The organism is Streptomyces sp. TLI_171 (assembly GCF_003610255.1).
GTDB lineage: Bacteria > Actinomycetota > Actinomycetes > Streptomycetales > Streptomycetaceae > Kitasatospora.
In genome coordinates this window covers 6,495,361-6,508,919 of record NZ_RAPS01000001.1, presented here as the reverse complement: position 1 = coordinate 6,508,919, position 13,559 = coordinate 6,495,361, and the positions used below count along the sequence as shown (strand labels likewise).

General features: G+C 75.0%; 18 protein-coding genes. 7 read left to right on the top strand and 11 right to left on the bottom strand.

The window, feature by feature from the left end; translation table 11 throughout:
- Positions 1 to 170: 170 nt before the first annotated feature.
- Entirely contained in the window at positions 171 to 761 is a 591-nt protein-coding gene (locus BX266_RS28960) for a TetR family transcriptional regulator (RefSeq protein WP_099904549.1), read from the top strand.
- Positions 762 to 797: 36 nt separating this feature from the next.
- On the opposite strand, the gene lepB is transcribed toward BX266_RS28960, so the two are convergent.
- Both lepB and BX266_RS28950 read right to left on the bottom strand, forming a co-directional pair.
- A complete protein-coding gene (gene lepB / locus BX266_RS28955) occupies positions 798 to 1,466 on the bottom strand; it encodes a signal peptidase I (protein WP_259464902.1) in 669 nt (222 codons plus the stop codon).
- A gap of 68 nt (positions 1,467 to 1,534) precedes the next feature.
- Positions 1,535 to 2,194, bottom strand: a complete 660-nt coding sequence (locus BX266_RS28950; protein ID WP_099904547.1) for a TetR/AcrR family transcriptional regulator — start codon at positions 2,192 to 2,194, stop codon at positions 1,535 to 1,537.
- A gap of 128 nt (positions 2,195 to 2,322) precedes the next feature.
- Between BX266_RS28950 and BX266_RS28945 the strand changes: the two genes are divergently transcribed.
- Complete coding sequence (locus tag BX266_RS28945) at positions 2,323 to 3,048, top strand: M24 family metallopeptidase (RefSeq protein ID WP_099904545.1); 726 nt, start codon at positions 2,323 to 2,325, stop codon at positions 3,046 to 3,048.
- A 10-nt stretch (positions 3,049 to 3,058) separates the two neighbouring features.
- Here the strand turns inward: BX266_RS28945 and BX266_RS28940 are convergent, their stop codons facing one another.
- From BX266_RS28940 to BX266_RS28905, 8 genes are all read right to left on the bottom strand, one after another.
- The gene (locus tag BX266_RS28940) at positions 3,059 to 4,000 is read right to left on the bottom strand and encodes a terpene synthase family protein (protein ID WP_099904543.1); all 942 of its coding nucleotides are present in this window, start codon (positions 3,998 to 4,000) and stop codon (positions 3,059 to 3,061) included.
- Positions 4,001 to 4,178: 178 nt separating this feature from the next.
- On the bottom strand, positions 4,179 to 4,427 hold the full coding sequence (locus BX266_RS28935) for a hypothetical protein (protein WP_310794813.1): 249 nt from the start codon (positions 4,425 to 4,427) through the stop codon (positions 4,179 to 4,181).
- A gap of 29 nt (positions 4,428 to 4,456) precedes the next feature.
- A complete protein-coding gene (locus tag BX266_RS28930) occupies positions 4,457 to 4,996 on the bottom strand; it encodes an RNA polymerase sigma factor (protein ID WP_099904539.1) in 540 nt (179 codons plus the stop codon).
- A 162-nt stretch (positions 4,997 to 5,158) separates the two neighbouring features.
- Positions 5,159 to 5,392: a hypothetical protein gene (locus BX266_RS40240; RefSeq protein WP_259464901.1), complete on the bottom strand. Its 234-nt coding sequence runs from the start codon at positions 5,390 to 5,392 to the stop codon at positions 5,159 to 5,161.
- Positions 5,393 to 5,589: 197 nt separating this feature from the next.
- Positions 5,590 to 5,958 (bottom strand): VOC family protein, encoded by a 369-nt coding sequence (locus tag BX266_RS28920; RefSeq protein WP_143687023.1) that lies wholly within the window; start codon positions 5,956 to 5,958, stop codon positions 5,590 to 5,592.
- Positions 5,959 to 6,014: 56 nt separating this feature from the next.
- Entirely contained in the window at positions 6,015 to 6,725 is a 711-nt protein-coding gene (locus BX266_RS28915) for a hypothetical protein (protein ID WP_180290651.1), read from the bottom strand.
- Between the two features lie 184 nt (positions 6,726 to 6,909).
- Positions 6,910 to 7,281, bottom strand: coding sequence for a chromosome partitioning protein (locus tag BX266_RS28910; RefSeq protein WP_120314434.1), 372 nt, complete (start codon positions 7,279 to 7,281; stop codon positions 6,910 to 6,912).
- A 117-nt stretch (positions 7,282 to 7,398) separates the two neighbouring features.
- The gene (locus BX266_RS28905; protein ID WP_099904533.1) at positions 7,399 to 7,986 is read right to left on the bottom strand and encodes a GNAT family N-acetyltransferase; all 588 of its coding nucleotides are present in this window, start codon (positions 7,984 to 7,986) and stop codon (positions 7,399 to 7,401) included.
- 55 nt (positions 7,987 to 8,041) lie between these two features.
- Here BX266_RS28905 and BX266_RS28900 point away from each other — a divergent pair, with 55 nt between their 5' ends.
- From BX266_RS28900 to BX266_RS28890, 3 genes are all read left to right on the top strand, one after another.
- A complete protein-coding gene (locus BX266_RS28900; RefSeq protein WP_099904531.1) occupies positions 8,042 to 8,455 on the top strand; it encodes a DUF4440 domain-containing protein in 414 nt (137 codons plus the stop codon).
- Between the two features lie 228 nt (positions 8,456 to 8,683).
- On the top strand, positions 8,684 to 9,415 hold the full coding sequence (locus tag BX266_RS28895) for a response regulator transcription factor (protein ID WP_099904529.1): 732 nt from the start codon (positions 8,684 to 8,686) through the stop codon (positions 9,413 to 9,415).
- Positions 9,412 to 10,881: a HAMP domain-containing sensor histidine kinase gene (locus tag BX266_RS28890; protein WP_099904527.1), complete on the top strand. Its 1,470-nt coding sequence runs from the start codon at positions 9,412 to 9,414 to the stop codon at positions 10,879 to 10,881. The genes BX266_RS28895 and BX266_RS28890 overlap by 4 nt, the downstream gene beginning before the upstream one ends.
- Here the strand turns inward: BX266_RS28890 and BX266_RS28885 are convergent.
- On the bottom strand, positions 10,878 to 11,771 hold the full coding sequence (locus BX266_RS28885; protein ID WP_099904525.1) for a LysR family transcriptional regulator: 894 nt from the start codon (positions 11,769 to 11,771) through the stop codon (positions 10,878 to 10,880). The genes BX266_RS28890 and BX266_RS28885 overlap by 4 nt on opposite strands.
- Positions 11,772 to 11,917: 146 nt before the next feature.
- Here BX266_RS28885 and BX266_RS28880 point away from each other — a divergent pair, with 146 nt between their 5' ends.
- Together BX266_RS28880 and BX266_RS28875 are read left to right on the top strand one after the other, a co-directional pair.
- Positions 11,918 to 12,961, top strand: coding sequence for a YncE family protein (locus tag BX266_RS28880; protein ID WP_099904523.1), 1,044 nt, complete (start codon positions 11,918 to 11,920; stop codon positions 12,959 to 12,961).
- A gap of 178 nt (positions 12,962 to 13,139) precedes the next feature.
- Positions 13,140 to 13,457 (top strand): cupin domain-containing protein, encoded by a 318-nt coding sequence (locus tag BX266_RS28875; RefSeq protein WP_218969274.1) that lies wholly within the window; start codon positions 13,140 to 13,142, stop codon positions 13,455 to 13,457.
- Positions 13,458 to 13,559 lie beyond the last annotated feature (102 nt).

The following is a 13,559-nucleotide window of genomic DNA, read 5'->3' as shown; positions in this document are numbered from 1 at the left end:
GGTGTGCAGTGCGCATGCCGCGGCCCGCCGGGAGCCCATCCCTGATCCCCCGGAGTGCTTTACAGGTTGCGGCAGTGTGTCCAGAAAGTAAGCAGTACTAGATGGAGTGTCAATAGAGTGTGCAGTGCCCGTGACACTGCCTGCGGACGGTCCGTCGATATGCTCGGACGATGGCATGGATCAGGGAGACCGTCCGCTCGCTGCTGCGCGAGCGGCTGCTCGACACGGCGGGCGAACTCGTCGCAGCCGAGGGCTTCGACCGGCTCCGGATGACCCAGGTCGCCGCGGTCGCGGGAGTGAGCCGGCAGACCGTCTACAACGAGTTCGGGTCCAAGGACGCGCTCGGCGAGGCGCTGTTCGGCCGCGAGGTGGAGCGCTGCCTGCTCGGCATCCAGCAGCACCTGGACGAGCACCGCGCCGACCCGCGGGCCGCCGCCGAGTCCGCCGCGCTCTTCACGCTCCGGCTGGCCGGCCGCAACCCGCTGGCCCGGGCCATGCTGACCGCCGCGCGGGACGGCGAGGACGGGCTGCTGGCCCACCTCACCACCCGCGCCGAGCCGGTGTTCGAGACCGCCTCCGCGATGCTCGACGCCTACGCGGCCGAGGTCTGGCCGGCCATCGACCCCGCGTCCCGGGCGCTGGCCGCCGACACCGTGGTCCGCCTCACCGCCAGCCACGTCGTGCAGGGCGCGGCCACCCCCGAGGACTCAGCCCGGCGGATCGCCGAGGTGTTCGTCCGGGTCGCCGGGCTCGCCGGGTAGCGCTTTCCGGCACCCGCCCGGACGCTGCCCGCGCCGTCAGCTCCCCTCGGGCGGGGTGACGGGGACCAGGGCGCCCGCCCCGTCCAACGGTCCGAGCACCGACGGCGGCCAGACCCGCCACAGCACCCGCCCGCTCACCGCCGACAGCTCGCCCCAGCCGTAGCTGCGGGAGTCGTCCGAGCCGTCGGGGTTGTCGCCCAGCACGAACAGCTTGCCCGGCGGGACGAGTTGGGCCGCCCCGACCGACTGCTTGCGGCCGTCGGCCGCGCAGCACGGGGTGGCTCGCCGGTCCTGACCGGACCACGCGGGCACGTCCACCCGGTACCACTGGCCCGCGCCGCCGGGCTGCACCAGCACGGCGGGGGCGCTGCCGTCCGGCCGGGCGAGGATCTCCACCCGGTCGCCGGGCAGGCCGATCACCCGCTTGACCATGGTGGTCTGCCGGCCGGGGGTGCGCAGCAGCACCACGTCGAACCGCTGGGCGCGCCCGCCGCTGCCCGGGCCGGTGAGCAGCCGCTGCCCGTCGGCCAGGGTGGGCTGCATGCTGTGCCCGTCCACCCGGACGGCGAGCGCCGCGACCGCCACCGCGGCGACCAGCGCGACCGTGAGCAGGACCGCCAGCACCACGCCGACCGTCCGCCACCGCGAACGCGCGGGCTCCGCCTCCCCGACGGCGGGCGCACCGGTCTCCCCGACCATCCCCATCCCCCCAACTCCCCGGCAGGCAGTCCCGGGCGTGTGGCGGCGAGCGTGACGGCGCGGGTGATCGGCTGTCAAGACTCCGGGTGCGGCGTGCGGTCGAGCGCGGCCCGGACGGCGGGCCAGCGGGCCGGGTCGGCGACGGCGGTCTCCAGCACCTGGTAGGCAGCGCCCTCGCAGAGTTCGACCAGCTCGCCCCGGTCGAGCGCGGCGCCGGCCAGCCAGCCGAGCACGGCCTCCTCCATGAACGCCAGCCAGCCGGCCACCGCGAGTTCCAGCCGCGGGGTGCGGGCCGCCCCGGCCCCGGTGACCGCGCCGGTGATCCAGTCGGCGAGGGTGGCCCGGGCGGCTCGGTGCAGGGTGGCCATCCGGCCCGGGCCGCCCCTGGCGCCGTGCCGGACCACCGCCTGGTACAGCGCCGGGTGGCGGGCCACGAAGTCGGTGAACCGCTCGATGCCGCAGCGTAGTTGGGCGGACGGGCTGAGCCGCGGATCGGGCGCGATGTACTCCAGCAGTTCCTGGCCGACCAGTTCGACCACGGCGTCCCGGAAGCCGCGCTGCGAGCCGAAGTAGTGGAACAGCAGCCCGGGCGAGACCCCCGCCTGCTGCGCCGCGGACTCCACGGAGACCTCGTCCAGGCCCCGATCGCGCATCAACTCCCGTGCACTGCCGAGTATTTGCGCCCGGCGCTGGTCGGCGGTCAGCCGCCGGGCCGGAACCGGGGAGGAGGGCATTCGCGCATCGTATTGACTTCCCCGGCCGCGTCGCTACTTTTGAGTACTGCTCAACAGCTCTTGAGTTCCACTCAACAGCGGCTCCCGCCGCGCCGTTGGCCGCCCCCACCCACCCGAGGCCAGGAACCATGCCGATCAGCCCGGTTCGGCCCACCGCCCCGCTCCCGCTGGAGGAGCCCGACCTCGACCGCTACCGCGATCTGCAGCAACTCGCGTACCGCTGCCTGCGGCTGACCGCCGGCCGGCTCCGGCCCGGCCTGAGCGAACGGCAGGCCGCCGACCTGCTGCGGCTGACCTTCGCCTCGGCCGGCGTCCACGACTTCGCGCTGCGCCCGCAGGTCCGGTTCGGCCCGGCCCGGCGCCCCGCCCTGCTGCCCGGCACGGGCCCCAGGCTGCGCCCGGGCACCGGCGTCCTGCTGCGCTGCGCGCCCCGCCTCGGCCGGTACTCCGCCCCCGCCGTCCTCACCCTCCGCCACGGCTGCGCCCCGGGCACCGACCCGGCGAATGCCGAACTCCCCTGCTATCGGGGCCTGTTGCTCGACGAGGTGCGGGGCGGGGCGTCCCCGGCCCGGCTGCTCGCGGCCACCGCCGCGTTCGCCGCCCGGCGCGGCCACACCCTCGCCTCACCGGCCCTGCTGTCGCCCGTCTCCCCGCTGCCGGGACCGCTGTCGCCGTTCACCGCGAACTCCCCGCTCCCGCCCGGCCTGTGGGCCCTCACCCTGCAGCTGGCGGCCGGATCCGCGAGCGCCGGCTTCGCCGAACTGCTGGCCGTCACCTCGCACTCGGCCTGCTGGCTGGACGACGACCTCCCGCACGCCGGCGGACCGCTTCAGCTCGGCACCGCCGGCCACTGAGGCGCCCCGCCTACCGCCGGGGACCGGCCGCCCAGTGCGTCAGCGCATGCACGAAGCGGACCAACGCCCGGGCGTACTGCCGTACCTGCGGCGGCCAGTGGGAGCCGCGGGCGATGCCGTCGGCGAGGAACTCGAAGGCGGTCAGCTCGGCCGCGCAGAGCGCGGCGACCTTCGCGGTGGCGGCGTCCGCCGGGAGGCCCTCGTGCACCTCGACGGCGCGCGGCAGGCCGGCGCCCCGGCCGGCCGCGGCCGGCGAGAGGTCCTGGATCCACTGCACCAGGTGGGCGAACCTGGCGAGCAGGTCGGTGAGTTGGGGGTGGCGGTGGAGCTGCTCGGGCAGCGCGAGGCCGTGCGCGAGTTCGATCCGGTCCGCGGCGCAGCGGGCCGCACCGTCGCGGTCCCGGTGCGAGAGGTACTGGGGCACCGTCGGGACCGCGCCGGCCGTGCCCAGCAGGTCGAGCGAACTCTCCAACCAGGCGCGCAGGTCGGCGTCGTGGCGGGCCGTCCAGGCGGCCCCGGCGAGGGCCGCGCTGTCCTGCCGCAGGGTGCTGAGGGCCCGGGCCGGGGAGGTGGCCGGCGGTCCCGGCGCGGGGTCCGCCGGGCCGGCGAGCACGGCGGCGAGGTCGCGCAGGGTGCCGCGGGCCTCGTCCGACCGGTCCGTGCGCCGGAGTTCGGCGATCCGGTCGTCCAGGATCCGCTCCAGCAGCAACCACTTGGCGGCGGCGCGCAGGCCCGGCCCGGCGGGGACGTCGCCCCAGCCGCGCGCAGCCAGGTCGAGGTGACCGCGGCCCAGGAAGCGTTCGGCGTCGTCCACCAGGCCGGTGCCGGACAGCCAGTGGCCGATCTCGGCGTGCAGGGCCTCGGCGTGCGGGTGGGCCGGTGGCGCGGGGACCCGGTCGAGCAGCACGGCCGGCGGTGCGACCTCGGGGGGCTGCGCGGTGGCTGGGCTCATGCTGGGTCCTCCGCCGCTCGGGTGCGATCAACGCCACGAGTCTGGTCGACCGCCACGGCCGGGCGGCGCAGAACCGTCGGCCGTTCCCCCGCCCGGCCGATCACCCCGTTCATCCGATCATGCGCCCGGCTTCCCGTCCCCGTCCCTGTCCTGCTCGGGCACGGGAGGCCGGAGCGCCTCACCGGCCCGCCTTCACCTCCGGCTTCCGCAGGCTGACGGTGCACACCCCGTCGCCGCAGTGGCGCTGCACCCGCCCGCGGGAGACCGTCTGCGCCAGCCCGATCATCCAGCACATCGGGCAGCCGCGCAGCGCCCACAGCCCGGCGGGCACCAGCAGCAGCGCCGCCCAGCCGAGCAGCGGCACCAGCACCACCCCCGCCACGATCGCGCCGAACCCGACGGCGCCGCGCACCAGATGACGCGGCACGCTGGCACTCGCGAAGTCCTGACCGCCGTTCACCGCGGCCCCCCGAGCTCGGCCCGCACCGCCGCCCTGGCCCGGTGCAGCCGGGACTTCATCGCCGCCGTGCTCAGCCCCAGCGCCTCCGCCACCGCCCGACCGCCCAGCCCCTGCAGATCACGCATGATCAGCACCCGCCGCTGGTCCGCCGGCAGCGCGGCGATCGCCGCGCTCACCCGCTCGGTGTCCAGCCGCCGCAGCGCCTCCTCCTCCGCCGAGTCCACGGCCCCCGCGAAGTCCTCCGGCCCGGCCGCCACCGCCCGCGCAGGACGCGCCCGCCGCAGACACTCGTTCCGCACGATCCGGAACAGCCAGGACGCCAGCGCCCCGGACGCCCGCAGCATCCCCACCTTCCGGTACAGGATGATCAGCGCCTCCTGCGCGGCGTCCTCCGCATCCTCCGGACTCGCGCACAACGAGTACGCGAACCGCCGGACGTTCGGATGGGCCCCCTCGACCAGCACCGCCAGCGACTCGGTGTCGCCCCCGCGGGCCGCCACGATCACCTCCTCGCCCGGCCAGCCGGTCTCAACCACGGCTCCCCCGCTTCCGCTTGAGCACCAGCGCACACGAGCACACCAGCACCGCACCCACCGCGACCGCGATCCCGACAACCATCGTCTCTCCTCCGAACCCCGTCACCCGACGGCCGACCCGCCGGTGCGTGCCCATAAGAGAGGCCACCCCCCGAAAAGGATTCACCGGTCCCCCGACCGAACCGCCGCCGGACCGTCACCCGCGTCCTGCCGCAAGCGCTCCGCAGCCTGGGCCGGGGTGTCGTAGTAGCCGGGCCGCGCCAGCAGGACCGTGGTGAAGTAGTGGCCCTGCTCGTCCGACGGATCGTCGTCGGCCTCGAACGGCCGCCAGAAGCTGAGCAGCAGGTCGTGCGCGATGTGGCAGCCCTCGGCGCCGGGGTCCTCCTCGAGGGACACGAGTCCACCGACCCGGCGAACGACCTCCCGTGCCGGCAACGCGAACACGTCCACCCCAGCCGGTGCTCACCATCAGACCGCGGGTCCGGAAGATGTGCCGCCCCGGGCGGTCGGACTGCGACACGGCGGTCGGATCACGGAGCGAGTCCAGCGCCGCACAGGCATCCCGCCGGGCCATCCCGATCCGCAGCGGGCCGTCAGCTCGCGCGTTCGGCCTTGCTGCGCTCGACGCAGAACTCGTTGCCCTCGATGTCCGCGAGGACGGCCCAGCCGGTGCCGTCCTCGTTTCGGCGGTCGTCGACCAGGGTGGCGCCGAGGGCGAGCAGGCGCAGGACCTCCTCGTCACGGGTGCGGTCCTGGGGCTGGAGGTCGAAGTGGATGCGGTTCTTGGCGGCCTTCTTCTCGGGCACGGTCATGAAGAGCAGGCCGGCCGCCTCGATCAGGGCTTCCGGGTCGCCCGGGTGGTCGTCCTCGTGGAGCGGCTGGCCGAGGGCCTCCGACCAGAAGGAGGCGAGGCGGTACGGGTCGAGGCTGTCGACGGTCACGTGGCGAATCACAGAGCTCATGCGACGAAGTGTCAGGCACGTACCCGAGCAGCGGCAACGCCATTGCGCGCGCGGGGTCAGCGGCTGTCGGCGACCGGCTCCGCGAGGGTGAGTCCCGCCCAGCGGTTCGCCTCCGCCGCATGGCTCCCCACCGCCGTCGCGCCGGCCACCGTCGCGGCCTCCTCCGCCGAAGGCTCGCCGCCGCGCGAGGTCAGCACCAGGGGCCAGGCCGGGACGCCCTCCTCGCCGTCGTCCAGAGGGTGCCACTCCCAGGCCGCGTCGAACCGCCAGGCCCGACCGCCGCAGTCAACGAGCTCGTCGCCCGGTTCGAGGAACGCGTAGGGGCGGAACAGCAGTTGGATCCGGATCGGCTCGGCGCCCGCCGGATCGAGGGCGTACGCCTGGTCCTCCAGGTCCGAGTCGTACGCCGCGCCCTGCGGCAGCAGATCGAGGTAGCAGGCCGGCCGCGGCAGCAGCCCGGTCACCTGCGGCGGATCGAAGTGCACCACGCCCGCCACGTGCACCACCGTCGTGGGCACCCCCACCCGGCAGTGGTCCCCGGTCCGCAGCGCGGTCTCGGGCGGCTCCGTCCGGAACAGCTCCCACTCGCGCGCCTCCGGCGTCGGCAGCGCCCGGTCGCCGTTCCACCGGAACCCGGTGGCCGGCGGGTCCACCTCCGACCACGGCCACCGCACCGACACGTGGAAGCGGGAGACCGCGGAGACCGTCGTCCCGGTGAACGGGCACTCCAGCAACAGCACGTCGGCACGCCGGTAGTCGATAGCCATGCCCGGCATTCTGCCCGCCGGTCCCGCTCTCCGACGGGCCGGCACTCCACGTCCCTGGGATCCTCACCGCACACGCACGACCCCGGCGGGAGCGATCAGTCCTCGGCCGGGAGCGGCACGCCGACGGTCACCGGTCCGGCGATCCGCAGCGCCGCCACCGACCCGGCGCCCGTCGCGCCGATGCTCACGTTCCCGCCGATCGCGATGCCGCCCTCGCCCGCCGTGGCCCCTCCGCGCTCTCCGCGCTCTCGGCGCTCTGGACCGCCTGCACCGCGGCGACCAGGGCGGCCGCGAACTCCGCGTCCCGCGTCGCCGCGCGGTTCAGGCTCAACTCCAGCCACTGCCGCGTCTCCGCCGCCAGCTCGGCCGGCTCCGCCCCGGCCTCCTCCTCGACCTGGGCCAGCGCCTGGTCCCCTCCGAGCTTCCCGCTCACCACCCGGTGGACCCGGTCCATCCCGGCCTCCACCGCCCGGTCCACCTCCGCGTCCGCCCGGCCCGCCACCAGCCGCGCCTTCCGCACCGCCCAGGCGAACACGTAACCGACCGCGATCTCCACACCCGGAACCACGACAGACCCCCTCCACCGCGCCGACAGCTCCCACCGACCCTACCCACAACACGCCCACGCCACCGGTCGGTTCACGGGGCGGGCCCCGGTCGGCAGGCCGCTCGGTCAGCCGGCCGGCGCTCCGCGGGGCGGCTCCGACGACGGCTGCCACTCCCGTCTGAGCAGCCCGTAGACCCACGAGTCCGAGACGTCGCCGTTGACGACGCAGTCCTCCCGCAACGTCCCCTCCCGCACGAAGCCGAGCTTCTCCAACACCCGGGCGGACGCCAGGTTGCGGGTGTCGGCCTCGGCCTGCACGCGGTTCAGGTCCAGCGCGTCGAAGGCCCACCGCAGCAGGGCCCGCGCGGCCTCGGTCGCGTAGCCGTGACCCCACGCCGCCTCGGCGTAGCAGTAGCCGAGCGAGGCGCTGCGAAAGTCCGGATTCCAGTTGCTCAGGCTGCACCAGCCGAGGAACGCCCCGTCCGAGGCGCGCTCCACCGCCAGCCGCGCCCCGGTGCCCTCCTGCGCCATCTGCCGACACGCCGTGAGGAACCTCGCCGCCCGCCCGCGATCGCTCCACGGCGGGGAGTCCCAGTAGCGCAGGACACGGGCGCTGCTGTGCAGGGCGAAGAGCGGGCCCGCGTCCGCGTCCTCGAAGGCGCGCAGCCGGAGGCGGGCGGTGGACAGCGAGGGGGTGGGCAGTGCCGGCGCCATGGTCTCTCCCTGATCGGTGTCCCCGGCCGAGGTGTGCAATGTTACTGTTCGGCTCATGCTCGACACCACCACCGCAGAGGCCGAACTCGACCGGCTGACCGCAGAGTTCTTCGGCGCCTTCGACAACCGGAACGGCCGCCCCGCCGACCTAGCCCGCCTCCGCCGGCTCATGCTCCCGGAGGGCGTCATCGTGGTGACCGCGCCCACCTACGCGGTCTACGGCGTCGAGGACTTCATCGCCCCGCGCGAACTCCTGCTCTCCGACGGCCGGCTCACCGAGTTCCACGAGTGGGAGACCACCGCCCGCACCGAGATCGCCGGCGGCGTCGCCTCCCGCATCGGCGAGTACCGCAAGTCCGGCCTCCTCGACGGCGAACCCTACGAGGGCACCGGCACCAAGACCTTCCAGTTCGTCCACACCCCGACCGGCTGGCGCATCGCCGCCTTCTCCTGGCACGACCGGCCCTGACCCCATCCCGCCCCGCCGGTCCGCCGCCCACGGTCGACCTCCTTCGGACCTCACGCAGCGCACTCCCCCGCAACCCGGGCGGCCTTCTCCCCGTCAGGCTGTGCGAGCGCCGCGGGCCCGGAACCCTCCCCCTGCCCCGGGCCGCGCGGAGCGCGCCGGTCGCAACCCCCGGGAGCCTGGGTGGCGTCTGGCTGTGCGAGAGTCGCGGGGCGCGGATGGAGGTGCGTGATGGGCGGTTCGGCCGGGCTGGTGCTGGTGGTGGATGACGACGCGGCTATTCGGCGCAGCCTGGAGCGGGGGTTGCGGTTGAGCGGGTTCCGGGTCGCGGTGGCGGAGGACGGGGCGGCGGCACTGGCACGGATCGCCGAGCTGCCGCCGGACGTGCTGGTACTGGACGTCGGCATGCCGGGCGTACCGGGTACGCAGGTGTGCCGGACGCTGCGGGCGAGGGCGGACGACACTCCGGTGCTGATGCTGTCCGCGTTGGACGAGACCGCGGACCGGGTCGCCGGCCTCCAGGCGGGCGCCGACGACTACCTGGTGAAGCCGTTCGCGCTGGAGGAGCTGGTGCTGCGCCTGCACGCGCTGTTGCGCCGCCGCCCGCCCCAGCCCACGGAGGACGTGCTTCGGGTCGGCCCGCTCCGGGTGCACCCGGAGACTCGCGAGGCGTTCTGGCTGGACGCCGAACTCCGGCTGACCAGGCGGGAGTTCGAGCTTCTCGCGCAACTCGCCAGGAACGCGGGCATCGTGCTCTCCCGCGAGCTGCTGCTGGACCGGGTGTGGGGCTACGACTTCGAGGTGCGCAGCGACGCCGTGGACACCTTCGTCTCCTACCTGCGGCGGAAGTTGGAGGCCGGGGGCCGCCCGCGGGTGCTGCACACGGTGCGCGGGGTGGGGTTCGTCCTGCGGCCGCCGAGCGACGGTGACGGCGGGGCCGGCGAAGGCGGTTCGGCCCGATGAGGCTGTCGACGCGGATCGCCCTGGGCGCGGCCGTCCTGGTGCCGCTGCTGGTGGTGGCGGCCGGGGTGCTGCTGCTGCCGCTGGTGAACTCCGATCTGCACCGCAGGCAGGATGCGCAGCTCAACGCGCGGGCGGCGGCGCTGCTGCCGAACGCCCGGGCGCTGCTGGCGGCGGACAGCAGGGGCCGCCCGAAGGCCGAGCAGAACCAGCAGCGCAAGGTGCTGGACGCGGCGTTGGACGCGGGCGTCCGGGTGGCGGCGGCGGACGGCACCGTGCTGCTGACGGCGGGCACCCAGCCGGACGATCCCCGGCTGCTGCCCGCCGATCCGGGCGCGGCAGTGACGATAAATCAACAGAGCTCCGATCTTCGCGTGTTGACGGTGCGGATCGACAGCGGCGGCACGGCCGGGACGCTGTGGGTGCTGGCCCCGGCCGGGGAGCCGTCGGAGGAGGTGCGGGCGGTCCGGCGGCGGGTGCTGCTGGTGGCGTTGCTGGCGGCGCCGCTCTCGGGCCTGGTGGCGTTCGGGCTGGCGGAGCGGGCGACGCTGCCGCTGCGCCGACTGGGCCGGCGGGCGGCCGCGCTGGATCCGCGGGCGGGCCAGGCGGTGTTCGCGCACGCCAGGACCGGCACCGCCGAGGTGGACGAACTCTCGGGTGCGATCGCGCTGCTGCTGTCGCGGTACGAGGAGCAGGCGGGCCGGACGGAGCAGGCGCTGGACACCGCGCGGTCGTTCTCGTCCGCCGCCTCGCACGAGTTGCGCACGCCCCTGATGAGTCTGCGCACCAATCTGGACGTGCTGGCCGCCCATCCGGACCTGCCGTCGGTCGAACGGGCCGAGGTGGTCGAGGAGTTGCAGCAGGACCACGCCCGGATGCTGGATCTGCTGAGCGCGCTGTCGACGCTGGCCCGCGGGGACTTGGTGGAGGTCTCCGCGTTCGGCCCGGTGGATCTCGCCGAGCTGGTGGATGCGGCGGTCGCCGAGGCGTCCCGCCGCCACCCGGGCACCGTCTTCCAGGCCGAACTCCCCTCCGAGGCGAAAGTGTTCGGCTGGGACGCGGGTCTGCGCATCCTGCTCGCCAACCTGCTCGGCAACGCCGCCGTGCACGGCCGCCCCACCGACGGGCCCACCGACGGGCCCGCGGACGGACCGTCCGAGGTGGACGTCCGGCTGCGCCTCGACGGGGGCACGGTCCGCCTGACGGTCGACGATCGCGGCCCGGGCATCCCGCCCGCGGAGCGGATCGCCGTCTTCCACCGCTTCCACCGCCGTCCCGACAGCCCGGGCTCCGGCCTCGGGCTGACGCTGGTCGCCCAACAGGCGGCCCTGCACCGCGGATCGGTGGCCGCCACCGACCGCCCGGACGCCCCGGGCTGCCGGCTGGAGGTCCGCCTCCCGCTGCTCCACCCCGACCATCAGACCGTCCAACTACCGCTCGAACGCGACTGGTTGACTGAGAAGCGCTAGCCGGTCAGGCCGAGGACCGCGGCGGCGAGGTGGTCGCGGAACCAGCGGTGGGCGGGGTCGCCGTCGTTGCGGGGGTGCCAGGCCAGGCCGAGTTCCAGGGGCGGGAGTTCGAGCGGGATCGGGAAGGTGCGCAGACCCAGGTCGTGGACGGCGCCGGGGAGCCAGTCGGCGAGGCCGAGGGCGATCAGGTCGGTGTCGCGGGCGAGCAGCATCGCGGCGGTGTGGCTGGGCACCACCACGGCGACCCGGCGGCGCAGTCCGAGGGCGGCGAGCGCGCGGTCGATCGGGCCGTCGCGGCGGCCCTGCCGGGAGACGCCGATGTGGTCGGCGGCGGCGAAGCGTCGGGCGTCGACGGGCGCGGCGAGGATCGGATGGTCCCGCCGGGCGACGGCGACCAGTGGGCGGGCGGTGAGCGCGCGGGTGCGGATCTCGGGGTCGAGGCGGCCGAGGACGCCGAGCTCGACGTCCACCAGGCCCTGGCGCAGGGCGGGGCCGTCCTCGTAGGCCTCGGGCAGGAAGACGGTGTCGACGCCGGGGGCTTCGCGGCGGAGCCGTTCGGTGAGGTCGCCGGCCAGGCCGGCCAGGACCAGTTCGGCGGCCTGGACGGTGAAGGTGCGGTGCAGGTGGACGGCGTCGAAGCCGGCGCCGGGGCGTAGCACGCGTTCGCAGCCGCGGATCAATTCGGCCACCTCGCCCTGAAGTTCGACGGCCCGCCGGGTGGGCACCAGGTGCTGTCCGGCGCGCACCAGCAGCGGGTCGCCGACGGCGCGGCGCAGCCGGGCGAGGCTGCGGCTGACGGCGGCCGGGGAGGTGCCGAGCCGTTCGGCGGCCCGGGTGACGCTGTGTTCCTGGAGCAGGATGTCCAGCACTCGCAGCAGGTTGAGGTCCACGAGCTGGGAGTTTACGCCTGACGCAAGAATTGCTTGCCGATTCCTGCATTGTCGCGGAATCGGCCCGGACGGAGAGTGGAAGAGGCGGACAGGCAGCCGGAAGCGGAGCTGCCTGACCTCTCGTCAACTCCTCGAAGGGGAAATGCATGATGAAGGAAGAGCGGACCGGGGACGTGCTGGGCGTGGTCAGCCAGAGCGGTGGGACGGTGTCGTTCTTCGACGCCGGTTCGGACGCGTTCCTGGGGGACGTCGAAGTCCCGATGGAGCCGCACGAGTTGTGCTTCGACGCGGAGCGCCGCCTGCTGTGGTGCGCCACCGCGTACAAGTCGGGGTACTACCACGCCAACAGCGGCCGGGCCAGCGAGCTGACGGCGATCGACCCGGACACCCGGCGGGTGGTGGCGGTGATCGACCTGGCACCCGAACACGCGCCGCACGGGCTGGCGTTGGACGCGCGGCGGGGGCTGCTGTACGTCAGCGTGGAGGGTGGCCCGGACCGTCCGGGTGGAGTGGTGGTGGTCGATGCGGCCGCCCGGAAGGCGGTCGGCCGGATCGACACCGGGGCGCCGGGCCCGCACTGGTTCGCCATCGATCCGGCGGGGCGCACGGGTTACGCCACCAACAAGGAGACGCCGTTCGTCTCGGTGGTCGACCTGGCGAGCGGGGCGCTGACGGCGAAGGTGGCGGTGCCGGGCAGCGAGGGCCTGGCGGTGTCGGCGGACGGCAGCCGGGTGTACGTCGCCGGGCCGTACCTGGGCTTCGCCGCCGGGCCGGAGCCCCGCCCGCAGTTCGGCGTCCGGGTGATCGACACGGCCACCCGGACGGTGACGGCGGTGCTGCCGACCGACGCGCCGGTGCTGCCCGTGCACCTGACCTCGACTGGCGCGCTGCTGGTCGGCGAGGTCCGCACCGAGAGCCCGATGGGCGCCGGTCTGGGGCGCCAACTGCCGGGCCGTCTCACGGTGTTCGACCCGGCCACGGGTGAGCGCCGGGCGTCGCTGGAGACCGGCCGGTTCCCGCTGACACTGGCCTCCTCCCCCGACGGCAGGCTCGGCTACCTGGCCGCCGTGGAGTCCTCCACCGTCGACGTGGTCGACCTGGAGACCTTCGAGCGCGTCTCCCGCCTGGAGATCCGCAAGCAGGGCGAGCCGGGCGCGCACGGCCTGGCGTACGTCCCGCGCCCGTCCTGACGAGCAGTCACCGGCGCAACACCGAACGGCGGCCGGCGGCCGGCGGAAGGTTTTACCGAACGGTCGACCAACGGCGCGCCGCTGCGGCGTAGCGTCGGCCGCATCCGTGAACCGCACCCGGGAGGCCCCCGGCGGCTCTGTCGAGCCCCGGGGTCGCCGACCCGCCAGGAGGCCTGCCGTGAATCGAATCGACCTTCCCCGCACCGCCGCCGACCTGCCCGAGGCGTGGCGGTCGGCGGTGCTCGGCCGGGTGGCCGGTGCCGAGCTGAAGCTGCTCCGGATGGACGGTCGCCCGCTCCCGCCGGAGCGCCACGACACGCCCGAGGCGCTGCTGGTGGTGGACGGACTGCTGCGGCTGACCGTGGACGGCGCGGACGTCGACCTGGCCGCCGGGGAGCTCCGGTGGGTCGCGGCGGGCGTCGAGCACGCCGTCCGGGCGGGCAGCACCGGCACGCTGCTGATCGTCGAGCAGCCGGCCGGGCCCCCGCCGCACTGAGCCGCCGGACCGCCGGACCGCGGTGCGTCCGGGCACCGGGTTCCACAGGGTTTCCACAAGAAGGCTCCGTACGGTCCGTACCGGCCGGGGAGTCCGGCCGGG